Here is a 24,996-nt window from a genome sequence, read left to right on the forward strand (position 1 = left end):
CTTTGCCGCGCGCTGGTCGCAAGCCGCTTTCGCTCCTGACGACGCGCATAGGCACAGCAATATCGCCGTTAGGATTAACTTCCATTTCAGAATCTGCATTCGCTCCCCCTCATGCGATCTCTAGCGGACGGCTCTTTTGCGATAATCTTCGATCATGGCGCTGGTGATATCGTGCGGATAGCAAAGGGGAGCCGCGCCGCCTGGTCGCGCGTAGGCGCTTCGTCCGCCACAAGCTCTGCCGTTTCGCATCGTATCATCAGGACAGGCGCAAGGTCGGCCCGTTGCATGATATTGGTCGCGGCTTGCCTTGATGAGCAGGGCGGCAATGGCTGCGGCCGTCAGTACAGCTTCGACCTTGCGCTCGGTATTGGGCTGGGGCGTTGGATTTGCGGCGTTCGATCTCGGCGGCGCGGACGGCGATGGCGCCACGGAAGTTGACGACGCCAGTGCTGGGCTCGGAGGCGCCGGCGTTGCGGTTGGGCTTGCGACTAACGGCCAAGGCTTCGATGCGACCGGCGCGACAGTGGCAGCCGGTGCTTGCACCGTCACATTGGACGGTCGCCCTGGTCCGGCATCCTGCCGTCCCAGCGCATAGGCTCCGAGGGCCGTCAGCCCCATAAGGAGGGCTACAGTACCTCCTCGCATAGCTGCACCGTTTTCCTAGGGCGTTATCGCCATCACTGTTAGGCTCCTGCCGGACCTTGCGCGATATCGATCACGTGTCGATCGGCGCCGACCGTGATGACGATGGTATAGGTCTTTTGACCTCCGCCCTCACTGGCAACGGGGGGCGCCAGATGCAACTGGCCGCCATACCATTCGCCCGGCATGAGCGTATTGTCCTTGATGACAGACTGCTCGAGGACGGCCATGTTGCGCTGCCCTGTCTCCACAGTGGCCGCGATCATGGCGTCATTCTGCGCGGCCGCATTACCTTGGGCGATCGCCGCCGCCGTCGGGCTGTAGAAGGTCCCCGTGCGGCCGCCCGCGGTCGTGTAGTGGCCATAACCGGCTTGGGAAGCGCTGTAGGCATTTCCCGCGGCGGCGAGCCCCGTGAAGATCGCGGCGGCGACCTGTCGGTTCTTCTCCTCCTGGACAAGCATCTCATAGGTCACGACCTGCATGCCGTAGTCGGAGCCGGCGACATGCTGTGTCGCTTCGACTTGTGCAACGCGAAAATCGATCGGGCCCTTGCCGAGATTATTGATCGCGACGACGAAGACGGGCCGTCCGTTGGCACGGACCTGCCGCGAAGCCGGACGCACAAGGACGAGCGAGCTCTTCTGACGCGAGACCAAAGCCGGCTGCCCGTCGCGCATCAGCGCCTGTTGTTGTGGATTGGACGCCCGAAACTGAACCGTCTCGGCATTGGTTACGCAGCCGCCCAACGCGGCATAGCGCCACGACCCCCCATTTACGCATGATAGACTCCTCAGACCCGCGGAGACTCAAGCGCAACCATAGGGAGAGATCAACAAAGGGAGAGAATTTACATCCCTAGCAGGCTGTTGAAAAAGGCGTTCGCCGTGGACCCGTGACCGTGATTCATTGGCTCCGACGGGATTCGGAGATCATGCGTGCGCGGCGGCGACAATCGAACGGGCGAGCTGTTCAGCTATGTTGATCTGGAGGCGCGGGTGCGGCGTGATCATCCGCTGCGAGCGATCCGGACGATTGTGAACGAGGGGCTGTCGGCGCTGGAGCGCGAGTTTGCCGCGCTTTATTCGCCGATCGGACGGCCGTCGATCCCGCCGGAGAAGCTGCTGCGGGCGATGCTGTTGCAGGCGTTTTATTCGATCCGCTCGGAGCGGCTTCTGATGGAGCGGCTGGAATACGATCTGCTGTTCCGGTGGTTCGTCGGAATCGGTATCGACGACGCAGTCTGGGACCATTCTGTGTTCTCGAAGAACCGCGACCGGCTGCTGGAAGGCGACATCGCGGCCAAGTTCCTGGCGGCGGTGCTGGCGCAGCCCAAGGTGACGAAGCTCCTGTCGAGCGATCACTTCTCGGTCGATGGCACGCTGATCGAGGCCTGGGCCTCGATGAAGAGCGTGAAGCCGAAGGACGGCTCTGGCGAGCCGCCGGCGCCAGGCGGCGGGCGCAATGCTGAAGCGGACTTCCACGGCCAGAAACGCTCCAACGACACCCATGCTTCGACCACCGATCCCGATGCCAGGCTGTACCGCAAGGGTAAAGGCAAGGAGACGAAGCTGTGCTTCATCGGGCATGGGCTGATGGAGAACCGCCACGGCCTGCTGGTCGACGCCTGCCTGACGCTGGCGAACGGCCATGCCGAACGGGTGGCCGCGCTGCACATGATCGAGCCGCGTGCCGACCGGCCGACAGCGATCACACTTGGCGCCGACAAAGCCTATGATGCAGAAGACTTCGTCAACGAGCTGCGCTCGATGAACGTGACGCCGCATGTTGCGCAGAACACCAGCGGCCGCAGCTCCGCGATCGACGGGCGAACGACCCGGCACAGCGGCTATGCCGTCAGCCAGCGCATCCGCAAGCGCATCGAGGAGGCATTCGGCTGGATCAAGACGGTCGCCGGGCAAGAAAAGACCTGCTTCCGGGGCCGTGATCGCGTCGCATGGGCCTTTACCTTCGCTTCTGCCGCCTACAATCTGGTGCGGCTGCCCAAGCTGATAGCGGAGGACGCCTGATGGCCAAGGTGCCTGGCTTCGCCAAGGCCTTTGCCGACCGCTGGCGCATCGCCGACATGGACAACTGGGACAGCGACTTCCTCGATCTTGTCGAAGAGGCGCATCTCACCTTCCAGGGTAAGTCCGACGGTGAAATTGCCTTCGGTGCGCTAAAGGGCTTTCTCGACGTCCGCTACGGCGCGCGAGACGGTTCGGCCTGCGCGGAGTTCTCATGGGAAGGGCACGACGAGAATGACCCCGTCTGCGGTCGCGGGTGGGTTATGATCGGCACTGCTGGCAGGCTCGTTGGCCACTTCTACATCCACAATGGCGACGATTCAGGCTTCGTTTGCGAACGCGGCTGAGTTCTTCAACAGCCTGCTAGACCTTAGTCGTGTGCACACGAATGAGTTCCGTGTTGGGATCCGGGCGGCATCGAGCAAGACTGCCGTCGTGCGATGAGCATTTATTTTGGGAGAATGGATTTGAAGACGGTTATTGTTCTTGCGATTGCGCTGCTCACGTCGACTGGTTTTGCCGCAGCGCGAGGTGGTAGCCATTTTGGCGGCCGCGTGTCGTATGGTGGAGGCCATCATACCTCCAGCCACGGCGGGACTTACATCGGCGGATCGGGCTCTTCTCATAAAGGCGGCTCCTACCGAAATCCAAGCACTGGAAACCTGTACGGCACGCATAGGTAGGCGCGTCCACTGTTCGATAGGCGGCTGAGCTGAAGCCCGCAAGCTCTGGGCTCGCTGGGTGGCGGGCGTACCCCAAAAAATTCTCTCAACAAGTTGCTACGTGCGTGCTCGACTGAGATCCCCTCCTCCGACCTCAGGCATTGCGCAAGACCTTCTCGAGCTGCGCGACGAGCTTCGCCCTGTGCTCGGCAGGAAGCTTGTCCAGATTGATCTGCTTCCAGCGCACTGCCGGCAGGTCCGCTGCGTCAGGGACGCCTAGCGGGTTCCAATCCGGCTCGCCGCGCTTAAACCCCAAGAGGAAGTCCTTGTGAGCTTGCGGCATTTTTCCCGCGATTTCGGCGATCAGCGTTTCCCGGGTTTTGAGCAACTCGTCCAGGGTCACTTCATCGGCGGTCATGCCCTCAAAGCCGTGCGTGAATTCGTGCTGGATGTCCTTGCGTCGAGGAACCACGACCTCGGAAATCGGCCTGTCATGGCTAATGAGGTAGACGATGAACGCCTTGCGTAGATCGTCCGTGATGCCCCTCGTTGGCGAGCAGATCGCGGACATCGAAGAGATCCCGCGGATGCTGCCGGTCGAGCGCCGCGACAAGCTTGCCGGCGTATAGATCGGCGAATGAAACGACTTTCATCTGTGCGAAGCCGAACGTCTCTTCGACGCTCGGCGACACGTCGCGCAGCTCCGGCTCGAAGACGCAGCCCCTGATCACCGGCGTGACCTCGATCTTGATCTGCGCGTCGCCTTTCTGGACGGTCAGCTTGGTGACGATCTTTTCACGGGCGTTGACGACATCCGTCACCCGTGCGCCCGGCAATCCTTTCCTGATCGCCGCCGCCATGCGCCTCATCGCCGCATCGATCGCGGCAAGAGATTGGGGACGCGGAGCCACCGGCAGATATGTCAGGTCGATATCGACCGATAGGCGCGGCATATCTCGGTGGAAGAGATTGATGGCGGTGCCACCCTTGAGCGCAAAATCGGGCTCCGCGGCGACGAACGGGATCGTCTCGATCAACAAGGTCACTTGATGCCGATATTTTTCAGACAGGGGCATTGAGGTCGTCTGGGATGGTTATGAGGTATTTGGTATCGAGTTTGCCGCCCTTGACGAGCATGCGCTTTCCCGTGCCGAGATTGACTTTCGACTTGTCGATCTGTTTGAGCCAGGCGTGCTGATGTCGCTCCGCGAACCAGAAGAATAGTCGTTTGACCTTGACGCTTTTGCAGTCGTTCAGAAGCATTTGCAGCCGCCGGGGACTCAGGCTCCTCAAGCCTTCCGCCAGTGCATCGACCTGATGGAAGCTTTCGTGGCGGGGCAATTCGTCAAGCAGTTCGAGGAACGCACGTTCGGGCGTCGATACCGTGAGAGGCCATTCGAATGGTCCCGGTATTTCCCGCGTCGTTCCCGACTTTGATCCGGTCAGGCTCCCGTGTGTTGTGAATAGAGTTTGCGTGCGGTGAACGCGGAATTTCTGTTTGAGCGGGAGTTTGCCGAGCCAGCCGGGAGCAGACCGCGTTCCATATAGATGTACGGTCGAAGGACCCGTCTGGCTCAAGTAGTGGCCGAGGCCCTGCGCTTCGATGGCGGTGCGTCCGCCGACGACGAGGTCGGAGCCGAGCAGTCGCTGAAGTGAAACGACGACGCCCTGCCAGGAAAGTTCGCCGAGCGGGCGCTTGAAGGTTCCCCGCGCTGGCTGAACCAGCCAGCCAGCCGACACGTATTGGCTGCGCAGGCTGGTGGAATATCCATGCCGTTCCATCCAGGCGGCATCGACCAGAAGTCCCTGCGGGAGGGTCCTTTCGAGCTTGTTTAGCTTTCTGTCGTTTTGCTCAGCCATACTAAGTAAATTAGCACTTCTTCAAACCAAATCCAAGGTTTAAGTCCTGTCGATTTGACGCAGCCAGACTAAGTAAAATCGTCGCAAAATAAACTGGTCTCGGGCGTTGAAATTGACACTATGTTCCCATTTTGTTCTACTCTAGAATTACCTCTGCGAGGCAGCTCGCGCAAACTCGACGTGTCGGTGGAAAACCCCGCCGGCGCAGTCGAAATCGACTACGCGTATGTGGACATTAAGCCGAGCGACATCGCAATCGCGCGCAGATCATGTTGAATCCGGTTGCAGGGATGATGGGGAGTTCATGAGTTTCAAAGCAACCAGCGCTTCGCACGAGGCGACCCTACATTGCCCCAACTGCAATCACGAGATCCGGCTGACGGAGTCGTTGGCCGCTCCCCTCCTCGCTGAAACCCGTCAGCGCTTTCAACAGCAGCTGGCTAGCAAAGATGCAGAGATGGAGCGTAAGACCGAGGCACTGCGGCTGGAACGCGAGCAGGTCGCTAAGGACCGCGAGCAAATCGAGGACCACGTTGCGAAGCGATTGACCGCCGAACGTGCCCAGCTGGTCGCGGCCGAAAGCAAGAAGGCGCGAGAGGCGGCCGCAGCCGAGCTGCAGGCGAAAGAAACGGAAGCAGCGGAGCTGCGCGCCACCCTGTTTACCAACAACGCAAAGCTTGCCGACGCCCAAAAGCAGCAGGCCGAACTGATGCGGCAGCAGCGGGCCCTCGAAGAGGAAAAGCGCGAACTCGACCTGACAATAGAGAGGCGCGTGCAGGCTTCAATCAGTGAAATCCAGATCAAGGCCAGACAGGAAGCCAACGATGCTGCGCGCTTGCGCGTTGCCGAGAAAGACCAGACCATCGAGTCGATGACACGCACGATCGAGGAACTTAAGCGCAAGGCCGAGCAGGGATCACAGCAATCTCAAGGGGAGGTTCTCGAGCTCGAGCTCGAAGAGCTTCTGCGCGGGCGTTTTCCAACCGATTCAATTGAGCCGGTTGGCAAAGGTGAGCTTGGGGCGGACGTTATTCAACAGGTGAATGGTGCTATTGGCCAATCTGCCGGCATGATCCTTTGGGAAACCAAGCGCACCAAGGCATGGAGTGACGGGTGGCTCGCTAAATTGCGTGATGACCAGCGTCGTTCCGGCGCCGATATCGCTCTGATCATCTCCCATGTGCTGCCGAAGCATATCGAGCAATTTGACTTGGTCGACGTCGTATGGGTGGCTCATCCGCGTTGCGCATTGCCGGTCGCCGTGGCGCTCCGCCAGGGTCTGATCGATGTGGGCAGCTCGCGCCTCGTCCAGCAGGGTCAGCAGACCAAAATGGAGCAAGTTTATCACTACCTGACCGGCACAAAGTTCCGCCAGCGCGTCGAAGCGGTGGTCGAGAAGTTCAACGACATGCGTGAGGATCTCGACAAGGAGCGCAAGTTCATGGGCCGTCAGTGGGCCAAGCGGGAGACGCAGATCCTGGCCGTCGTGGAGTCGACGGTCGGCATGGTCGGCGACCTGCAGGCGATCGCCGGCAAGGCCATGCCGGAGATACCGAGCCTCGAAGTGCCGCTACTTGAATCTTCGACCGAGTCCGAACGGAGAGCGAGCTAGGTTGCGGCGCTGCGTCTCGTCAGCCGCATCGTCCCCCGCGACCATCCCGCATTGCCGGGACGCCAAACCAACTCGCACCATCCCTGGATCCACCTCTCGCCGCAAGGATTCGATGGCAGGTCAAACTTGTGGACAGCGGCACAACGCACGCTTGCCTGGGCAAAACCCCTCCCCACATGGACCGGCAATGGGCCAAACCACTGCCAAGACCATTACGACCAAGGGCATTCATGGGCATCGGGGAAGACTTTCAAAAATTCAAGGACAACTACCAGATCACCACCGAGCTGATCACGTCGATCTCGTATCGCTACAAGCGCATCACCCGTCAGCTCAACACCGATTTCTGGAACACCAATTCCGACACCGCCCACAGCCTCTATGTCGGCTCCTACGGCCGCGACACCGCCGCCAGGGGCCTCAGCGACCTCGACATTGGCTTCATTCTGCCCAATAGCGTCTATCATCAGTACAACAACCATCAGGGCAATGGGCAGTCCGCCCTGCTCCAGGCTGTCAAGCGCTCGATCCAGAAGACCTATCGTACCTCGGAGAGTTTTGGCGATGGCCAGGTGGTCGTGATTTCGTTCGATGACAATGTAACCTTCGAGGTGTTGCCGGCCTTCGAGAATAGCAGCAACAGCTGGACCTATCCGAACGCCAACAATGGCGGCAGTTGGAGGGACTGCGAGCCGAGATCGCCGCAATCGACAGCCGCAGCGCGCTGACCAACAAAAATCTGAAATATCTCGGCCGGATGATGCGGGTCTGGGCGCGCCACTGCGCGGTCCCGATCAGCGGTATGCTGATCGACACGCTGGCCTATCAGTTCATTGAAACCTATGCGCACCGCGACAAGTCGTTCTTCTATCACGATTTCATGGCGCGCGACTTCTTCGACTATCTGTCGAAACAGGACCAGAACCAGACCGTCTGGCGCGCGCCCGGCAGCGGCTCGCACGTGCACCGCAAGGGCGTGTTCGAATACAAGGCAAGGAGGCGTATCTGCGTTCGACGGAGGCGATCCAGTACAATGACGACAACCACCAATGGTCCCGCCGACAGAAGTGGCGAGAAGTATTCGGCTCCCTCTATCCAGGCTGAAGCTGAGCGCCTCGCCTTCGAAAGCCAGGTCCGGGAGAGCTTTGGCCGCTGCGCCTACACCCACAAGACCCACGAGAAGATGGCCGAGGGCTATGCCGCCCGCCTCACGCGCATCAAGCTCGGCCAGATCGTGCTGTCCGGACTGACCACGGTCGGCGCCGTCGGCGTCATCTTCGATCCGAGCTCGCACTACTTTCCTTACGCGACGGCCGTGCTCGCCTTCGCCCTGTTCTTCATCAATGGCTACGTTCAAGGACATCGATCCAGGCGAAGTCGCGCAGAAGCATCGCGAGGCCGCCTCCGACATCTGGAACATCCGCGAGGCTTATCTCAGCCTGCTCGCCGACATCCGCGATCCCTCACTCTCGCTGGCCGAGCTGCGGCAGCGCCGCGATGATCTGCAGGCCCAGCTGCACAAGATCTATCGCATCGCGCCCCACACCGACGGCAAGGCCTATGGAAAGGCGCAGGACGCGCTGAAGAACAAGGAAGACCTGACGTTTACCGACGCCGAGATCGACGCCTTCCTGCCGGCCCCGCTCAAACGGAGCGTCAAGGACCGCGGGCCAAACGCATGACAACGCCCGCGTGGATGCGGGGCCCGTCACCAGGAGGCGGTCTGATCGGTCAACGTGACAGCGGTTTCAACGGACGGCCCCGCCCCGTCTTGGCGGCCTTCGCGCGGGCCCGCGCGGCCGGTTTGGTCGATTGCGCGAGCGCGGCACCTTGCGGCAGCACGAGCTCGGCAACGTGGATGCCGAGAGCCGAGGCGATCTTGTGCAGCGACAACAGGGTGGGATTCGCCTTGCCGGCTTCGATCTGACTGATCAGCGCCTGACGCAGGCGTGTCTCATCGGCCAGATCGTACTGCGACCACGATTTCAGCAGTCGGCGTTCCCACGTTCCGCGCGAGCAATCGCTGGGTGTATGCCGGTTTCCAGGCCCTCATCCGGCAGGATGATGCATTCGGAAGCTATATCGTATGAAATCCCTTTCGGCGTATCCTGTGCGCCGATTTTCCGGTCGCTTCGAGGCGGCGGCAGTCCCGAAGGCAGGCTCGGCGCGCAGCGCCGGGCTGGCCGGCCCCTCCAGGCGCCGCGGCCGGATTTCGGGCTCCCCGCACGTTCGCTGGCCCGGTCAAGGTCATCTTCAAGATCCGGCCCCCCCACCGGCCTCTCCCAGCGCGAATCGGATATGTTGTGGTCCCAACCGGGCCATACGACCTGGCGTCCCGACATGATGCATCGATCCGATATCGTTGCGGCCGGTATTCCGCCGCGCGCCGAACTCAACAAGATGCTGGCCTCGCCGGCCTCGACGGATGTCCCGCCTCCATGGCTCGACCGGTTATCGGCGGCAAGGGCCTGCCTCGATGCGGCGGAAGATCTCGACGACGGTTCGCAACCACTCTGCCAACTGATTGATGCGGCCTGCAACATCGAGGAGGCCGCAATCCGGGCTCTGTCCGGAGACGCGGTGTGATCGGCGAGTGGCTTGGCCTCTCCAAACTCCTGCCCGGCGCCGCCTCGGCGACGAAGACGATCTACGACCGCGTGATCGGAAAGTCGCCGCGGCTCAACTTCGACACCACCAGCGGCGGCATCGAGCTGCACGTCTTCAATACCCGCGACGAGACCGTTATCGTCGAGACCATCGAGGCATCGCCGCCGCTCCTCGTCTTCTCGGAAGGCCCGACACTCAAGGACACTGTGCGCGGGGCAGTCCAGCAGGTCCGCGGCGCCGATCATGAAAGGCCGATCGCCGTGCTCTCACCCGGCGAAAAGGCCGAGATCAGGATCCTGAAAACGCGGATCGAGGACGAGGCGGCGGATCAACTCATCCATGTCACGGCGTGTTGGCGCACGGCCCGGCGCCGCCCCTTCTCGCGAAGTTCGGTCACGGTCAAGATCAGCGTCCGGGACATTCGCGACCTGCTCGTCGAAGTCGACCGCAAGCAGCCGGGGCTCGTGATCGTCTGAGGGGCGCAGCAAAACATCACTCACCATCGGCCTGCCATGTTGGAAACACCTGTCAACGCGTTCGATCTTTCGCCCGAGCAGCGGCATACCTCGGCTCTGCTTCAGCGCCTGTTCGGGAGTGCCATCGCGGACCGTTACACCGATTTTTGCCGCCTCGCGGCCGGCGCAAGCGGTTTGCGGGTCGCAAGACCCATTGCCGCTCACGCGCTTCGGGAACTCGATTCGTTGCTTCGTCATGTCCTCGAAGTCCCCATGGACGCCAAGGGGGCCGAAGACGCCAAATCGGCCGACCAGATCGAGAGGGCGCGGCAAGGCCTGATCGAACAGGGGTTCGACGAGTCCGCGATTCAACGTGCCGTGAAGGCACTTGGACCGCGGCTCAATCATAAGAACCAGATCCGCAAAATCGTAGCCCGTCTGGGCCTTGCGCCCGACGGTGACGTCGCAAAGTGCTGGATCTTGCTTTCCGACAGTGCCGGCAAGGCTCACCAGCGCTCGTTTCATCACGCGCTCGAGGTCGACGACGACTTCCGCTCGCAATATCAACAGCCGCACGGTGATACAGGGCGTCGCAGTTGCCCTGCAAGGTCGCTATGTCGCCCTGATGCAACGCGTGGAAGAGTTGGCCGCCATGCCAAACCGCTCACACGCCGTTTCCCTGTTCGCAAGCGAAATTCCGGGCGCGCTACCTCTCCAGGCGCATTTCTTCGAAAGGCTTCAGACTGGCGATTGGCTCCCGCATCTTGCAAGAGAGCGTCTCTTGGGCGGGCCGCTTGCGGATTCGTCCGGTGCGAATGGCGATGGGATGCGCTTTCGCCAATGGCCCGCTGGAAACTACCTGCTGAGAATGGCCGGCTCGGACGATGCCGCGACACGAAAGGGGGTTGCGGAAGCTTTGAGGAACGTCGCCTCGTCCCTTCATCCCGATATCCACGAGAACGGCCTGGAGATCTTGGCGGCCCTCCCTACCGATGAATCGGCGCAGCTTGCCAATCTGGCGGTCGGTTGGCTGGGCCGCGAGAACGGGTCGTTCTTTCTTCAGGCGCCAAAAAAACTCCTGGCGAAGCTGGCTGATGCTGAGCAGAAGGCGGCGGCCCTAGATGTCGCACGCGCCCTGCTCCAGATCTGGGACCAGAATGGCGGGATCGCCAGCCTCTATGGTCACCACATGTACGAGCATGATCTGCCGTCGATGGTCGGCCCGCTGACCAAAGCGTGCGGCGAAGACGCGCTGGGGCTATTCGTCGAATTGCTGGTGCAGGCCATACGCATCACAGATCGAGACGCATGGGGTTATCAATCGTCCGAACCGATTGCGAGCGACAATCAAGCGACGCACGACATCTATGATGCGCTTTTGAGCGCTGTTCGCCGATCAGCTGATGCGCTCGTCGCCGGCAATCCAGGCGAGATGCGGCCCGTCATCGCGCTCTTGAGTTCTTCCAGCTCGAAGATTTTTGTCCGCATCGCGTTACATGTGCTGGCGCAAAACCCTGCAGCTGCTCGCGAGTTGACGGAAACATATTTGCTCGATCCTAACTTGATCGAGGCGTCCTGGGCCCAGCACGAATATGCCGCACTGGCACGCGCATGGTTCCCTTCGCTCGCCGGCGAGAAGCAGCAGGCCATCCTAGCCGTCGTCGACAGCATCCCCTCCAAATATCGCGCTGCGTGGAAGGTGCGGTTCGAGGAACAGACAAAGGCGCCCCCAACGGCCGAGAACGAACGTATCTTTGACGCGTCAGTCATCCGGGATGCGGTCTGGAAATGGCGGGCCGTTTTGCCAACCGAACGTCAGGAGGCACTGAACCAGATCGTCGGCGAGGTCGGAGACCCCGACGCTTGGCGGCAGCGAATGTTTCCCGAGGAGGTCAGCCCACTGACGGGTGCGGACTTCGCGTCAAGGCCGGTAGAGGAGATCGCCGCGTTCCTGAAATCGTGGCGTCCTGATTCAGGGCCAAAACGGCAGACCGTGACGGCACTGGCGCAGGAGTTGCGTAACGCGGTCGACAACGATCCCCGAGCTTACGCCGCGGGTGCAGAGCGATTGATCGGCCTGCGACCAATCTACGTTCGGCGCACGCTTGAAGGTCTTCAGAACGCCGCAACAACGCTCAGGTCTTCCAGTGGGGCAACCTGCTCAAGTTGATTGGCCATGTCTTCGGACAGCTCAATCAGGCGATCGATCCCAACTCCGTCGATGATGGCGACGACCGCGACTGGGTGTGGGCCTGCCGGGCCGCGTGTGAGACGCTCGCGTCCGGATTGCGGCGCGGAGCCGGCGGTATCGGGTTTGAGCATGCCTCCGACGTTCGTCTCCTGGTGCTCTCGATCGCGAACACGGCCCCACGACAGCCTGAAATGACTGATTTCGAGCAGCGCTTCGCGAAAGAGCCATTCTTTGCCGCCCAGGGCACATTGCGGGGATTGGCCGTCGAGCTTTGTATCTTCCTGATGTTCTGGTTGAGCAAGGATCCGTCAAGCGCGTTTGGGACCTTCCCGCGGCAGACGCTGTCCAATTTTCCCGAAATTCGAACTATCCTGGAGACCGAACTGGCCGATCGCTCGGCGAACGGACGCATCCCGTACGCCATCATGGGATCGCACCTCCGCCATCTGCTGTATTTCGGCGAGGATTGGCTCATGCCGCGGATGAAACTTCTCTTTCCCGCAGATGACGACGCCCTGCGGCAGGCGGCGTGGCTGTCCTATCTCGGATTTGGTCAGCGCGTGCTGAAGGACGTGGTTCCCGATCTGCACGACTGCTATGCGGAAGAGATCGCTCGTTCCAGCGCTCCTGAGAAGCATTCTGGCCGCGACTTCCGTCAGGACAGCCTCTGCCAGCACCTCGTCATCCTGCATCTGTGGGGCGGCCTGCCGAACGATCTGCTCGAGCAATTCTGGCACGAGGCCTCAACGTCCATGAGGCGCTACGCGATGTGGTACCTTGGCACTCAGCTGGATCTTCCGAGCGCCTCGCTGCCTGATGAGATGCGCAGCCGCGGATTGTCCTATTGGGATCGCAGGTTGGCGGCAGCAATCGCTGCACCCGATCCCGAACCGTTTCGCACCGAACTGGGGGCGCTCGGGCAATGGTGCGTGCGCCGCCAGATCGACGATCAATGGCTCTTGACGCAGCTGTCAAAACTGCTGCGGTGCGGTCATGTATACGGCCTGTAAAGCGCGGCGCATGACCGCTGGCCTCGATGAAGTCCGCGACACAAGGGGCTAAATCAATCAGACGCGCTTGGAGCGCATTGTCGCGCCAGCCTCACTCATGCCGGGATTTCGTCCCGTGGGTTCATCGCCTGTTATTGCTCTTTGCCCTCTGCCGGCCCGCGCCGGTCAGATCTCTTTGACAGCCGCTGTATTCATCAAGCGGCAGCCGTAGTCGTCGCCAGCGTCTCCGGACACCGGTAAATCCCTAGCCTTATTCAAGAGCGCCCAAGCAATTCGCGCTGTCTTGTTGGCCAGCGCGACCGCTGCCACCTTGTACGGACGTCTGGCGAGCAGCGCCTTCAACCAGGGCCGCGCCCGATCGGCCTTCCGGGCAATTCGCAGGACGGATGTCGCCCCAAGAACGAGGAGGCTCCGAAGTTCGGGGTTTCCCATCTTCGAGATGCGCCCCATCCGCTCCTTGCCCCCACTCGAATGCTGTCGTGGCGTCAGTCCCAGCCAGGCAGCAAAGTGACGAGCGGATTTGAAGCCGCCGGGATCTGGCACCAGCGCCTTGATGGTCGCCGCTGTAATGGCTCCAATGCCGGGGATCGTAGTCAGTCGGCACATGTCCTTGCCGGTCTTTGCCGCGGCAACAATAGCTCGCTCGAGCTTGTCAATCTGGTCCGCCTGGGCCTCGATCTGATCGGCAACTGCCGTCAGGGCGACGCGCGCTGCCGCAGGCAAGCGGACAACTGCTACATCCCGTACGATTGCAACCAACGCCTCGACCTTTGTCCGGCCAGCGGCGGCAATGATGCCCAACTCGGCGAGATGCGAGCGTAGGGCGTTGATCGTCTGCGTTTGCTGTTTCACCAGAAGTGCGCGACTCTTCAGGACCATCATTGCGGCTTGTTGCTCAGCCGTTCTGATAGGAACGAAGCGCATGGTCTTGCGAGTCACGGCCTCGCTGATGGCCTCGGCATCCGCCGCATCCGTCTTGCCGCGCTTCACGAACGGTTTGACATAAGCCGGCGGAAGCAGCCGCACTTGATGACCGAAAGTTGCACAATCTCGCGCGCCCAATAATGGGCGCTGCCGCAGGCTTCCATCCCCACCAGGCATGGTGGCAGCTTCTCGAAGAAACGTAGAACTTCGCTGCGCCGAAGTCTCCGGTTGAACACCGGTGAGCCATCGCCACCCGCGCCGTGTACTTGAAAAATGTGCTTCGCCAAATCCAACCCGATGGTGCTAATCTGTTTCATGGAACGGTCCTTCCTTGTGGCGTTCGAATAACGACCACGTTTTAGCACGATGATGCTGTCGGAGCGGGCCGTTCCACCACATCAATCAGGATGAGAGCGCGTATTGCCTCATGTATCGATGCTCCCGGGCGCGATCGGTTGGCTCATTTATTTTGCTCCTGCCTGGATTGAGGAGGAGGCCGGGTGCGGAGATGGCCGGGGTTTCGGAGCGCCCGGCCTCCTCCGCTGGCAGCCGCCACATTATTGAGTTGTCGGGACCGTACGCCCTGGCAGCGTTTCCATTGGCGTGAACAGCAACGCGTTTGCTTGCTCACTTCGCCAGGATTTAAGCCGTCGTTGAAGTGTTCGAAGAAGGTTGTTCGGATAGGTTCCAGGATATTCCATCTGCAAACGGGAGAGCAGTTCGCTGCCAGTCCGCCAGGGCTCGGCTTCAAACCATTTTCGCAAATCGGGCGTTGCCCGGATGAGCGGGTCGGGACGACGCCTGCCTCTTTTCGCCTTTACGAGTGGCCGATCCGTCGGTCGCATGGCTCCATCCCTCCAGGCAGTGCGAAGACTTGCCAGGAAACGATCGATCGATTGCGATGCCGCAGCTGGATGGCCGATTGGTTGAGAGTCGGCGAGGGCCGCGAGGCACTCTTGCACGTCGCGGATGTCGCGCAACAACGCGACCGGATCGAGAATAGAGGAGTTTTACTGTTCGACTTGAGGCATCGATGTCGTGAACCAGACACAGCTCAAACAACAACACCGAGCAGAGGCGATCTGTGAAGCAGCGCAGGGGCCGACCATGCGTTTCGTTCCCGTCAAGAGTGAAGAGCAGCAAGCGAGCGCGGTGGTGTTTCGGACCCGCGACCTGCTGATCCGGCAGCGGATCCAGGCGATCAATGCTTTGCGTGGTCATCTCGCCGAATACGGGGTGATCATGGCAAAGGGCACGGCTCATGTCGGAGAGCTTGTCGAGCGTGCAATGGATCCAAAAACCAATGTGCCCGAAGCGGCACGGTTCGTACTCGACATATTGATCAAGACGATGGGGACGCTGGAAATGCAGATCAAGAAACTCGACAGCGAGATCACCCGTCGCGCCCGAAAAGAAAAAGATGCCCGCCGTTTGATGACAATCCCAGGCGTAGGACCAATGACGGCGACGGCGTTGCTTGCCCTTGCGCCTGCCGCCGGAAGCTTCCGGTGCGGACGCGACATCGCCGCATGGCTGGGGTTGACCCCGTTGCAACGGTCCACGGGCGGCAAACAGAAGCTGGGTGCGACGTCGAAAATGGGGGAGCGACCGTTGCGACGGTTACTTATCATCGGCGCGACTGCGGTCGTGCAGCAGGCACGGCGACGAGGCACTTCACCGTCATCGTGGCTCGGGCGCATGATTGCCCGCAAGCCACCTATGCTGGTAGCCACCGCTCTTGCCAACAAGATGGCCCGCGTCGTCTGGGCTCTGATGGCCAACGGTGGGGTCTATAAAGCTCCGGCTGTGGCGGCATAGCCGTCCGGTCAGAGGTCGTCGAGATGTAGGAAGGTCAAACGGAAGGTATGGCGCAACAGTCGAGAGACGGGGCTGGGAAAACCAGTACCTGCCGAAGTGCCATCCACGCCGCTGTGATTTGGACCTGATCCGCGAACTCCCATACGGGCCCGCGACAAATGACGGTCGCATTAAAGGCCGGACAGATGTCAGCACCCGACTACAGCGCAGCGCTTGACGAACGATTCTTCTTGCATCCCGGTGGCGTCCACAGATGGGCATGTGGTCGACGCGTCAGCGTTGTCCACCATGTCCACAGCCTTCGCGGCCTGCATCCGTTCGCGCCAGACCGGCATCGGCGTGCGATAGCCGATGGACTGATAAAGGCGACGATCGTTGTAGAAGGCGATCCAACTCGCGATCTCTGCCTTAGCCTCGCGGCCGTCGGCTTAGCCCTTGAGATAGATGTCCCCTGGTCGGTGTTGAAAATCTCCGGCGTGCCGTACTTCGCCAGCGCCTCTTCCAGAGCCGTCACGCAGAACGAGACCTCCATCGTATTCGACAACCGCCACGCCAGAACCGCACGGCTCGCCCAGTCGATGATGGCGACGAGATAAAGAAAGCCGCGGCCTAGGGGTAGGTACGTGATGTCGGCCGCCCATACCTGGTTTGGCCGGTCGATCGTCAAGCTGCGCAACAGATAGGGATAGATCTTGTGGCCCAGCGCTGGCCTCGTCGTGTTCGGCCTTGGTCCCAGCGCCGCGATGCCCATCTTGCGCATCAACCGCTGCACGCGCTTGCGATTGACCTGAAGCCCCTCAGCCTTCAGCATCGCGGTCTTGCCGCGAGCCCAGGAACGGCCAGGCGGTGAGCAGCTCGTCGATCGCCGTATCAGGGCAGGGTCGTTGTCGTTGGCCGGCCGTGGCGGCCGGTAGACCCCAGAGCGCGCGATGCCAAGCAACATGCATTGCCGGCGGATCGACAGCGCCATGTCGGCGCGATCGAGCATTCCTCGACGATCCGGCGTGCTCATCTTCCGGATAATCGCGCTCGACTGTCAGTTGTCCAATCTTGGCGTGCAGCTTCTCGATCTCACGTTCTCGCGCGTCCTCGCTCTCCCGCCCGACACTCGCGTCAAAGGCCGGACCGCCTGGTCCAGCAGTTGCTTTTTCCAAGCATAAATCTGGTTCGGATGAACCTCATAGCGCTGGGCCAGATCGGCCGCCGTCGCCTGCTCCCGCACCGCTTCCAGCGCGATCTTTGCCTTCAATGCCGCGTCGATCTTGCGTCTCGTCTTCGTCATCATCATGCGCTCCGTCTATCAAACGGAGCAGTCCCTTCCAACTAAGCACGGTGTCCCAAAATCCGGGTCCATTTCACCGGCAGCGGACCCAGACGATCAACGCTTTGCGTGGTCATCTCGCCGAATACGGGGTGATTATGGCAAAGGGCATGGCCTATGTCGCAGAGCTTGTCCAGCGCGCAATGGATCTAAAACCGACGTGCCCGAAGTCCTCTTCGTTCGATGGCTTGGTTAGCTAGTGGTGCGCCAGCAAATGGATCGCTGACCCGTGTGACCGATACTACGCAAGCTGGTAGCTGCGGGCCTTGTATTTCCGTGTCAGGTTGCGGAGCATAGATCGCTGGTTTGTGTTGGAATGCACGCTCCGTGTAGTGCTGGAGCTGTGTAGTGCGCGGCGACCTCCCGTACATAGCTTGCGTCATTTTGCTGGGACTGGCTTCGCTGGCAATCCTTGCGGCCGCAACCTTCATGCAATGAGGTGACCGACTTCTCAGGCGATGCTTCCCGGAGCGCAGCAAGATGGATGGTTGGTTAGTGACGGTCGCCATCAAGGAAGACGGCGACGAGGACGACGACGAGCACAGGCACATAACTTACGCGGTCGCAGTCGCGGACCAAAGGAAAGCCGTGAAGCTAGCCTTGAAAGATAGCGGCGCGAAGGCCGCAATGGTCAACTGCCCGCTCGAAGATGGGATGCTGCAAACTTTGGGCTTGGAGCCCGGAGAGCTCATCGTTGTGCATGATGACGAGATTGATCCGATCACTGTGCGGCCTCGGCGCGATTAGGGGCACATTCGATCTCGTTCAGACGACATGCATGTCCGGAGGCTGCACGCGCAGTTAGCTGGCGTGCTGTGATAGCGCGCAATTTGCTTCCCCTCCTCTTTCCGATCTTCTGGCACGCGGGTTGCTTAGCCATGCATGGCTTGGTCTCTTATTAACTGACCTCCTGAGGGCTAAGCCGCGCATCGCAACTCGCACGGTCGGCGGCCCCCGCCGTCCGTGCGCTTTTTCTGACGGCGCGATGATCAGCCGAGCGCGTGGCATCATGATCATCTGGCACGCGAGTTGCCGGGAGACGTACGGGCTTGGCTGCTCATACGTTCGCGCTGCACTTTGTGAGCGTCAAGCCTGCGCGGGTGGACCTCCCTCTACCCGCGCTTCCTTCTCCGTCGCCCTTGTGGAGATCATGCGATCATGCCGTCATTGCCTGCGTCGGGTTCCGATAATCCTCCTTCCGGGTGAGCATGGCCCAAATCGTCCGAGCCATCTTGTTCGCCAAGGCGATCGCCACGAGCATGCGCGGCTTCCTCGCCAGCAGCTGCGCCAGCCAGGATCCGCTAGGGATCGACTTGCGTCCCAGCCTGTTCAGCCGCGACATCGCCCCAACGATAAGCAACTGACGAATGTCCGCCTGTCCTTCCCTCGAAACTCGTCCGAGCCTCTCCTTTCCCCCTGAGGAATGTTGCCGAGGGACCAGGCCCAACCAAGCCGCGAAGTCTCGGCCACGTTTGAAGCTCGTCATGTCGGGTGCGAAAGCCTCGATCGCCAGCGCGGTCAGAGGACCGACACCCGGCATTGTTTGCAGCCGCTGCGCCGTGCCGGTCCGCGCCGCCAACTTCTTGAGCAGCTCTGTCTTGGCATCGATCCGCTCCGTCTTGTAGGCGATCTGGTCAATGAGACTCCATATTCCTCGCGGACTAGAGCTCGGGCAGATCGCTATTCGAGTCCTCGAGGATCGCCTCGAGGCGTTTAAGCTGTTCGATTCCTTGTGGGACGATATGGCCGAATTCGTAGAAAACAGCACGCAATGCATTCGCCAGATCAGTGCGCTGATGAACAAGCGCTTCCGAGCCCGAAAGAGCACTGACTGCTCTAGCCTGCTGTTCTTCCGATTTCGGCTCGACGAAGCGCATCTCGGGGCGCTGTGCCGCGATCACGATTGCTTCGGCATCAGCCGCGTCGTTCTTCTGGCGTTTCACAAAAGGCTTCACATATTGCGGCGCGATCAGTTTCACTTCATGGCCGAGTTTGACCATCTCCCGCGCCCAATAGTGGGCGCTGCCACAGGCTTCCATCATCACCACTGCCGAGGGTGGGCTCCGCCATGAACTTCCGAAACTGGAGCCGTGACAGCTTCTTTCAAAACTTCAAGTGCCCCGCCATTGATGCCCCGTGGAGGTGAAACACGTTCTTTGCCAGATCCACTCCGATCACCGTATCCATCAATTTGCCGTCCTCTCCGCTTCGTGGTTCAAACACCACGTTCTTGGCACATTACGATGCCCGTCTGGGGAGAGTGGCAACCATCCCATCTCATCTGGTGATCGGTGCCAAGGCGGGTTTCTCGAAAGCGAGTGCGTATCGGATCGAGGGCGATGCGCGTCCGCCATCCCAGAAGAAAGGGCCAGGGGGCGGGGACGGATCCGATCCGCTCGCCCCCTACTGGGGGACGCCGAGATCATTCCGATCCTGAAGGCTGCACCCGGCATCCGCGTGATCGGCGTGCCGGACGAACTGCGCCGACGGCATCCCAACCTCAACCCCGCGCTCAACGGCCCCGAACAGGACGTGATCTCCGCCAGGAGCACGAGCCCGCTGGTTCCGGCCGACCGCGCCGGGCCTCATTAGCCGCCGCCGGCGGCGTCTTGGTTTGTTTCGCGTGACATGACAGTTCCTTCCGTTCGCTCCCCGATATTAGCGGAACGGCGCCCCACTCGGTACCTGTTGAAAAACGCTGCGATCCAGCTTATAGTCACGCTGGTCACTATAGTCATAGGAGCGGATCGTGACAGCCTCCCGAAAGACCCCTGCGCCCGAAACCGACCATTGGACCGTGGCTGGCGCCAAGGCGCGCCTCTCCGAGGTGATCGAACGCGCCCAGACCGATCCGCAGATCATTACCCGCCACGGCAAGCCCAGTGTCGTCATCGTCTCCGCCGAGGAATGGGCGCGCAAGACCGACCGCAAGGGCACGCTCGCCGAATTCCTGATGGCCTCGCCGCTGCGTGATGCCGATCTCGATCTCGAGCGGGTTCGCGATCAGCCGCGCGACCTTGATCTATGAATGTCCTGCTCGATACCAACGTGCTGTCGGAGGTTCGCCGGCCGGCGCCCGATCCGAAAGTGCTCGCGTGGCTTGATACAATCGACGAGGACCGGGCCTTCATCAGCGTTGCGTCGATCGCCGAACTCCGGCGCGGTATTGCCCTGATGGACGACGGCCGCCGTCGCGAGGCGCTTTCCGCCTGGCTCGCGGAGGATCTGCCGGCGCGCTTCGCCGGGCGGATTCTGTCGATCGACCCGGCGATCGCCGGGCGCTGGGGTGATCTGATGGCGCAAGCCCGACAGAGCGGCTTTGCGCTCTCGGTCATGGACGGTTTTTTTGCGGCTACTGCTCTCGACCGGGAGCTCGTACTCGCGACTCGCAACACCAAGGATTTTGCGCCGCTGGGTGTGCCGCTTTTGAACCCCTGGACCGATGAAGGAGCGCTGGGATGACCGTCGCTGCCCGCCTCCCGGACGCCGCTTCGCTCGAAACCGTCCTGGCTGGCCTCGGTCCGGCGTCCGCCGACGCGGACCTGATCCCAGCCTTGACGATAGCCTTTCCAGGCTTCGCGTTCGGCATCGCGCCGATCGATGACGATTACTGGCGCGACACCCGATCGGTTCTGCGTCCCGACGGCACGCGGCTTGGCGAATTGCGGCCGTGGATGATTGCCGAACTGGCCAAGGAAAATGGCGATGTGACGGCGGTCTGGGAGCGGTTGAAGGAGATCGATCTTCAGATCACCGAATGGCGCGGCACCAGCGTCTTCGTGTCGGCGCCGACGGGGCCGGGTGTCGCCGATTACGTTCAGATAGCGCTCGGCCGCGAGATCGAGTGGCGCGCCGGCCCGATCGTCAATCCCAACTGCCGCCCGTATGGCAAGGAGGAACTGCTCGATCCGAGCTGGCCTCGCACCGACCAGCTCCCTGACTCCGATCGCCTCGCCGGTCCGCTCTATCGCCTGCTCGATCGCGCCGGCGGCGCGGTGATCCACGTCCGCAGTTTCCTCGATCGCTGTGGCCGCGTCGAGCGCGAGAAGCGGGAGGCCAAGCGGCCCGAGTTGGAGCAGCGCGTGATCCGCGAAGTCGGGCCCCAAGGAACGCGCGAGACGTCGTTTCTGGAGGCGGTCCCGGACTTTTTCGACTTTGTGCCGCGCGAACTGCGGTTCTTCCGGGACTGGGAGGAATCGAGCGCCGGACCGCAGCACGTCTTCGCGCATTGGGCCCTCGATGCCCGCGATTATACCCACAAGAGCGAGCGCGAAGTCGGCTTCATTCCCCGACCGCTGAAGCCCCCGAAAGAGCGGCTGCTCACAACGGGGGACGTTTCGGTGCACGCGCTGATGGACCGGATCGAGGCCGTGGACCGCGAGGTCGGCCTGCCCTTCGGCTGGTTCTTCCTGATGACCCATGGCCACTGGGTCGATCCCGATGTCGGGCACGCGATCGCTGAAGGCCTGAAGGCCCAGCGCGTGCGCCTGCCCGACCCCGACGCCCGCGTCCTGCTGCGCTGGGCCGATCGAACCTACGGCTTCTGACGGAGCGCTGCCGATGGACGACGTCACCTCTCGCGCGCTGGTCTCCGCCCCCGAAACTCGGTGTGGGCTGCAGCTCGATGCGCTCTCCGCCCCTTCTTGATGTCGGCGCGCTCGAAGCCATTCCCGCAGCGCGCGGCCTTTATTTGAGCAGACGGTTCTCCAGGGTCAGATCGGCGACGGCCTCCTTCAAGGCGCCGGCCTCCCGGCGGAGGTCCTTGACCTTGCCGGAGGTCGCAGCTCGTGCCGTGTCGCCGGCCAGGCGGCGCTTGCCGGCCTCGAGAAACTCCTTGGACCAGCCGTAATACATCGAGGCGGCAATGCCTTCTCGGCGACAAAGCTTGGAGATGTTCTCCTCGCCGCGCGATCCTTCCAGCACGATGCGGATCTTCTCTTCCGCCGAATACGGCGGGTCTGGCGCCGAATGTCCTTTAGCACTTGGTCTGCCGACGCTTTGGCCGGTCCGGATTTCTGTTTCGTCTTCGCTCCTGGTGGCTACGATGAACCAGAAATCCTCCCTCCGCAAATTCCCCCTGTTTGTCTCACAGGCCCTGACGGCGAACACTTGGCGCTTTTTTCCCAGAGATGACGCCGGCAACGACTATGTGAAGGGCCTCAAAGACGGGCTCGGCGAAAAAGCATCGACCATTATCGTCAAGGAAAGTCACTTATGAAACCTCGAACCCGACGGTAGATTCCGAGATCGTTACGCTGAAGGACTCCGGAGCGGATACGCTCTTCACCATGGCAACTTGGTGCCCAAGCGATCCGCAAGGTGACCAAGCTCGGCTGGAAGTCGCTCAACTTCATCGTAAGCGTATCGAGCTCGATCAAAGGCGTTCTCGAACCAGCCGGCCGCGATAACTCGGTTGGGCGACGATAAATCCGCCGCCCTGAGGGCCGAGCAAATGCTCCTTCGGCACGTCGACATTGTTGTAGCGCGTGTAAGCGGCCGGTTCCCTGTCGAGCCTAGGATGGTTCGATTCGCAGGACGCACAGGACGCGTGCTGAGGGCGAGAGGCTGATCAGTCAGGCCGACAAGTTGGGCTACGAATCCTGGAACGAGAGGCTGTGGCCCGAGGGGGCCGATCGACGTCCCCCACGATCGACCAGGCCATCAGCGGAGGCGATCCTTGGTTGGAATCGAATGCTCGCGCTACAAGACTGGGCGGGAGGTCGACTCGCCGCTCTCCGCCGCCACCTTTGTCCACGATCTGGCCGGTCTCCATCTTCGCAGTGGCCAGAGGCCGACATACCGGATACGTCTGTGTAGACTGTTCAAACGATCCATCATGACGCTTGCAGCGGGGCGGCCCATACGTTCACGTCCGGATGAATGTCTAAGCCATCTCGTCGCCGCAGGATACCGCGCAACTTGATCCGAATATGCCCCAGCTCATCCGCCCTAGATAAACCTGCCCTACCTGCTCACGACGTCAGCGCGATCCTGAGCATCCGCGCGAGATCGGCGCTGATGTAAGGCTTCGGCAAGAGCAGCACGCCGGGGTCGAGCCGGCCATGATGGACGAGCGCGTTCTCCGTATAACCGGAGGTATAGAGTACCTTGAGCGCGGGGCGCCGCTTGAGCGCTTCGGTCGCCAACTGACGGCCGTTCATCCCGCCCGAGAGCATCACGTCGGTGAACAGGAGATCAATGCGTTCGCCCCGGTCAATGATGGCCAGCGCCTCGGCGGCATCGCGGGCGGCCAGCGTGTGATAGCCGAAGCGGCTGATCTGCGTCACGACATATTCGCGGACCAGCACGTCGTCCTCGACCAGCAGGATAGATTCGTCGCCTCCTTCGCTTCCCGACACACCGGCATCAACGGCCGGTGCCTGCGGGGGCCCCGCGGCCTGCGGCAGATAGAGCTTCACAGACGTGCCGTAACCCTGTTCGCTACAAATCTTGATATGGCCATCCGACTGCTTGACGAAGCCGTAGACCATGCTCAAGCCTAGCCCGGATCCCTTCCCTACGTCCTTGGTCGTGAAGAATGGCTCAAACACCTTGTCGAGTATGTTGCCGGGCATTCCGACTCCCGTATCGCTCACGGCCAGCATGACATATTGACCCGGTCTGACCTCGGCATTGAGGCGCGCATAATTCTCGTCGAGCACAGCATTCCTGGTTTCCAACGTCAGCTTGCCGCCGGCGGGCATGGCGTCGCGCGCATTCAGGGCGAGGTTGAGGATCGCCGTCGAGAGCTGGCTGGGATCGATCAGGGCCGGTGCGAGATCGTGCGCCAGCATCGATTCGATTTCGATGTCTTCGCCCAGCGTTGGACGCAACAGACGCGCAGCATCGACCACCAGCTCGTTGACGTCGGTCGAGCGAGGCTGCAGTGGTTGCCGGCGGCTGAAGGCCAGCAAATGCTTGGTCAGGTCGGCTCCCCTTGCGGCTGCAGAGTTGATCAGATTGGCAATCTGGGCGAGATGTGGGCGATCTTTGACTGCGTCGCCGAGGATTTCGATTGTTCCGGTGATTACGGTCAGGATGTTGTTGAAGTCGTGCGCGACGCCGCCGGTGAGCTGGCCGATAGCCTCCATCTTCTGCGCTTGCCGGATCTGGGCCTCGTGGGCCTCGATCTCCTGAAAGCGCTTCACCATGGCCTCGGCCTTGCGGCGCTGCTTCGCCTCCTCCTCAAGCGCCGCATAGGCTTCAGTTAGTTGGATACGCGTCGGCAGTACCAGGATCCGCGGCAGCATCAGCAGCAGCGCCAGCGTGATTGCAAGCGAGACCGGCGCAAGCAAGACCTTGGTAACGGCTTCAATTTCGTAAGCCGGCGCCCACATTGTGAGGATCGAAAGCAGGCGGGCCAGTCCGCAGAGTGCGGCGAAGATAGCGAATGCCAAGAGCACGCCCCCGAACATCACTTGACGCCGCCGCCGCCACACGAAGAATGCAAGCACAAAGGCGGTCGTAAAGAAGGCACCAGCGACAAAAGCGTCGGAAACGACGTTCAGCCAGATCAACTCCGGCCGCCACAGAAGGCAAGCGCCATGGGGGACGAGCGTCGACATGTCCGGAAAAACTCCAGGAAAAAGCTCAAAAAAGGCGCAGTGGCGATCCGATCCGTCGATCAAATCATGATCGACGTGGTACGAATGGAAGGCAATCGCCGAGGTGATCGCCGCGACGTCAAGGTCGTGTGCCTCCCGATTAGATGATCCCAGGAATTTGTCTACCCTCCGGCATTCCTGGACATGTGAGCGGTCGTCGCGACCATAGGGAGCAACGCCTCCTCGGTCACTGAGCGCGTTCAAATCGGCGCTCGGCGAGAGCGGTCCTTTGCCGGCAACCTGCATCGCAGCACCCTCGGAACAAG

At 61.3% G+C, this 24,996-nt stretch carries 19 protein-coding genes and 8 pseudogenes; 16 read left to right on the forward strand and 11 right to left on the reverse strand.

Annotated features, from left to right (window positions below):
• Window positions 1-683: 683 nt before the first annotated feature.
• The gene (locus ACVWY5_RS00005) at window positions 684-1,319 is read right to left on the reverse strand and encodes a hypothetical protein (RefSeq protein ID WP_028338002.1); all 636 of its coding nucleotides are present in this window, start codon (window positions 1,317-1,319) and stop codon (window positions 684-686) included.
• Window positions 1,320-1,577: 258 nt separating this feature from the next.
• Between ACVWY5_RS00005 and ACVWY5_RS00010 the strand changes: the two genes are divergently transcribed.
• Entirely contained in the window at window positions 1,578-2,669 is a 1,092-nt protein-coding gene (locus ACVWY5_RS00010; protein WP_431016701.1) for an IS5 family transposase, read from the forward strand.
• On the forward strand, window positions 2,669-3,013 hold the full coding sequence (locus ACVWY5_RS00015) for a hypothetical protein (protein ID WP_456671616.1): 345 nt from the start codon (window positions 2,669-2,671) through the stop codon (window positions 3,011-3,013). The genes ACVWY5_RS00010 and ACVWY5_RS00015 overlap by 1 nt, the downstream gene beginning before the upstream one ends.
• A gap of 469 nt (window positions 3,014-3,482) precedes the next feature.
• On the opposite strand, the pseudogene ACVWY5_RS00020 reads toward ACVWY5_RS00015, so the two are convergent.
• Together ACVWY5_RS00020 and ACVWY5_RS00025 are read right to left on the reverse strand one after the other, a co-directional pair.
• Window positions 3,483-4,404, reverse strand: a pseudogene (locus ACVWY5_RS00020) (nucleotidyl transferase AbiEii/AbiGii toxin family protein).
• Window positions 4,391-5,188: a type IV toxin-antitoxin system AbiEi family antitoxin gene (locus tag ACVWY5_RS00025; RefSeq protein ID WP_028337900.1), complete on the reverse strand. Its 798-nt coding sequence runs from the start codon at window positions 5,186-5,188 to the stop codon at window positions 4,391-4,393. The pseudogene ACVWY5_RS00020 and the gene ACVWY5_RS00025 overlap by 14 nt, the downstream one beginning before the upstream one ends.
• A 304-nt stretch (window positions 5,189-5,492) precedes the next feature.
• Here ACVWY5_RS00025 and ACVWY5_RS00030 point away from each other — a divergent pair, with 304 nt between their 5' ends.
• The 4 genes and pseudogenes from ACVWY5_RS00030 to ACVWY5_RS00045 all read left to right on the forward strand — a co-directional run bounded on the left by ACVWY5_RS00030 (window position 5,493) and on the right by ACVWY5_RS00045 (window position 8,482).
• A complete protein-coding gene (locus ACVWY5_RS00030; protein ID WP_028337901.1) occupies window positions 5,493-6,800 on the forward strand; it encodes a DUF2130 domain-containing protein in 1,308 nt (435 codons plus the stop codon).
• Window positions 6,801-7,030: 230 nt separating this feature from the next.
• Window positions 7,031-7,528 (forward strand): SMODS domain-containing nucleotidyltransferase, encoded by a 498-nt coding sequence (locus ACVWY5_RS00035; protein ID WP_321177178.1) that lies wholly within the window; start codon window positions 7,031-7,033, stop codon window positions 7,526-7,528.
• Window positions 7,529-7,833: 305 nt separating this feature from the next.
• Window positions 7,834-8,088 (forward strand): annotated as a pseudogene (locus ACVWY5_RS00040) (hypothetical protein); the annotation flags it as partial.
• 55 nt (window positions 8,089-8,143) lie between these two features.
• Complete coding sequence (locus tag ACVWY5_RS00045; RefSeq protein ID WP_321177179.1) at window positions 8,144-8,482, forward strand: SLATT domain-containing protein; 339 nt, start codon at window positions 8,144-8,146, stop codon at window positions 8,480-8,482.
• A 49-nt stretch (window positions 8,483-8,531) separates the two neighbouring features.
• On the opposite strand, the gene ACVWY5_RS00050 is transcribed toward ACVWY5_RS00045, so the two are convergent.
• A complete protein-coding gene (locus ACVWY5_RS00050) occupies window positions 8,532-8,792 on the reverse strand; it encodes a helix-turn-helix domain-containing protein (RefSeq protein WP_456671634.1) in 261 nt (86 codons plus the stop codon).
• Window positions 8,793-9,140: 348 nt separating this feature from the next.
• On the opposite strand from ACVWY5_RS00050, the gene ACVWY5_RS00055 reads away from it, so the two are divergent.
• The 4 genes from ACVWY5_RS00055 to ACVWY5_RS00070 all read left to right on the forward strand — a co-directional run bounded on the left by ACVWY5_RS00055 (window position 9,141) and on the right by ACVWY5_RS00070 (window position 13,063).
• Window positions 9,141-9,386 carry a hypothetical protein gene (locus tag ACVWY5_RS00055; protein ID WP_028337902.1) on the forward strand — a complete coding sequence of 82 codons (246 nt, stop codon included), beginning with the start codon at window positions 9,141-9,143 and terminating at the stop codon, window positions 9,384-9,386.
• A complete protein-coding gene (locus ACVWY5_RS00060) occupies window positions 9,383-9,883 on the forward strand; it encodes a hypothetical protein (protein ID WP_028337903.1) in 501 nt (166 codons plus the stop codon). The genes ACVWY5_RS00055 and ACVWY5_RS00060 overlap by 4 nt, the downstream gene beginning before the upstream one ends.
• Before the next feature lie 472 nt (window positions 9,884-10,355).
• Window positions 10,356-12,032 carry a hypothetical protein gene (locus ACVWY5_RS00065; RefSeq protein WP_321177181.1) on the forward strand — a complete coding sequence of 559 codons (1,677 nt, stop codon included), beginning with the start codon at window positions 10,356-10,358 and terminating at the stop codon, window positions 12,030-12,032.
• Window positions 12,029-13,063 (forward strand): hypothetical protein, encoded by a 1,035-nt coding sequence (locus ACVWY5_RS00070; RefSeq protein WP_028337905.1) that lies wholly within the window; start codon window positions 12,029-12,031, stop codon window positions 13,061-13,063. The genes ACVWY5_RS00065 and ACVWY5_RS00070 overlap by 4 nt, the downstream gene beginning before the upstream one ends.
• Window positions 13,064-13,257: 194 nt before the next feature.
• On the opposite strand, the pseudogene ACVWY5_RS00075 reads toward ACVWY5_RS00070, so the two are convergent.
• Together ACVWY5_RS00075 and ACVWY5_RS00080 are read right to left on the reverse strand one after the other, a co-directional pair.
• A pseudogene (locus ACVWY5_RS00075) lies at window positions 13,258-14,304 on the reverse strand (IS110 family RNA-guided transposase).
• A 240-nt stretch (window positions 14,305-14,544) separates the two neighbouring features.
• Window positions 14,545-14,985 (reverse strand): annotated as a pseudogene (locus tag ACVWY5_RS00080) (ISNCY family transposase); the annotation flags it as partial.
• Between the two features lie 73 nt (window positions 14,986-15,058).
• Between ACVWY5_RS00080 and ACVWY5_RS00085 the strand changes: the two are divergent.
• Window positions 15,059-15,805 (forward strand): annotated as a pseudogene (locus ACVWY5_RS00085) (IS110 family RNA-guided transposase); the annotation flags it as partial.
• Between the two features lie 430 nt (window positions 15,806-16,235).
• Here ACVWY5_RS00085 and ACVWY5_RS00090 read toward each other — a convergent pair.
• Window positions 16,236-16,686: pseudogene (locus ACVWY5_RS00090) on the reverse strand (transposase); the annotation flags it as partial.
• Between the two features lie 155 nt (window positions 16,687-16,841).
• Window positions 16,842-17,093, reverse strand: coding sequence for a transposase (locus tag ACVWY5_RS00095; RefSeq protein WP_456671617.1), 252 nt, complete (start codon window positions 17,091-17,093; stop codon window positions 16,842-16,844).
• 513 nt (window positions 17,094-17,606) lie between these two features.
• Between ACVWY5_RS00095 and ACVWY5_RS00100 the strand changes: the two genes are divergently transcribed.
• Window positions 17,607-17,873 (forward strand): hypothetical protein, encoded by a 267-nt coding sequence (locus tag ACVWY5_RS00100; protein ID WP_321177182.1) that lies wholly within the window; start codon window positions 17,607-17,609, stop codon window positions 17,871-17,873.
• 409 nt (window positions 17,874-18,282) lie between these two features.
• On the opposite strand, the pseudogene ACVWY5_RS00105 reads toward ACVWY5_RS00100, so the two are convergent.
• Window positions 18,283-19,313, reverse strand: a pseudogene (locus tag ACVWY5_RS00105) (IS110 family RNA-guided transposase).
• Window positions 19,314-19,875: 562 nt separating this feature from the next.
• Here ACVWY5_RS00105 and ACVWY5_RS00110 point away from each other — a divergent pair.
• Genes ACVWY5_RS00110 through ACVWY5_RS00120 form a run of 3 tightly spaced genes read left to right on the forward strand, consistent with a single transcriptional unit; the run spans window position 19,876 to window position 21,673 of the window.
• Complete coding sequence (locus tag ACVWY5_RS00110; protein WP_028337909.1) at window positions 19,876-20,154, forward strand: type II toxin-antitoxin system Phd/YefM family antitoxin; 279 nt, start codon at window positions 19,876-19,878, stop codon at window positions 20,152-20,154.
• Window positions 20,151-20,588 carry a type II toxin-antitoxin system VapC family toxin gene (locus ACVWY5_RS00115; RefSeq protein WP_028337910.1) on the forward strand — a complete coding sequence of 146 codons (438 nt, stop codon included), beginning with the start codon at window positions 20,151-20,153 and terminating at the stop codon, window positions 20,586-20,588. Before ACVWY5_RS00110 ends, ACVWY5_RS00115 begins: the two co-directional genes overlap by 4 nt.
• A complete protein-coding gene (locus tag ACVWY5_RS00120; RefSeq protein ID WP_028337911.1) occupies window positions 20,585-21,673 on the forward strand; it encodes a hypothetical protein in 1,089 nt (362 codons plus the stop codon). Before ACVWY5_RS00115 ends, ACVWY5_RS00120 begins: the two co-directional genes overlap by 4 nt.
• A gap of 142 nt (window positions 21,674-21,815) precedes the next feature.
• Here ACVWY5_RS00120 and ACVWY5_RS00125 read toward each other — a convergent pair.
• A pseudogene (locus ACVWY5_RS00125) lies at window positions 21,816-22,108 on the reverse strand (transposase); the annotation flags it as partial.
• A gap of 62 nt (window positions 22,109-22,170) precedes the next feature.
• Here ACVWY5_RS00125 and ACVWY5_RS00130 point away from each other — a divergent pair.
• Entirely contained in the window at window positions 22,171-22,344 is a 174-nt protein-coding gene (locus tag ACVWY5_RS00130; protein WP_244486498.1) for a hypothetical protein, read from the forward strand.
• A gap of 754 nt (window positions 22,345-23,098) precedes the next feature.
• Here the strand turns inward: ACVWY5_RS00130 and ACVWY5_RS00135 are convergent.
• On the reverse strand, window positions 23,099-24,691 hold the full coding sequence (locus ACVWY5_RS00135) for an ATP-binding protein (protein WP_028337912.1): 1,593 nt from the start codon (window positions 24,689-24,691) through the stop codon (window positions 23,099-23,101).
• Window positions 24,692-24,996 lie beyond the last annotated feature (305 nt).

Source organism: Bradyrhizobium sp. USDA 3256, from assembly GCF_054058275.1.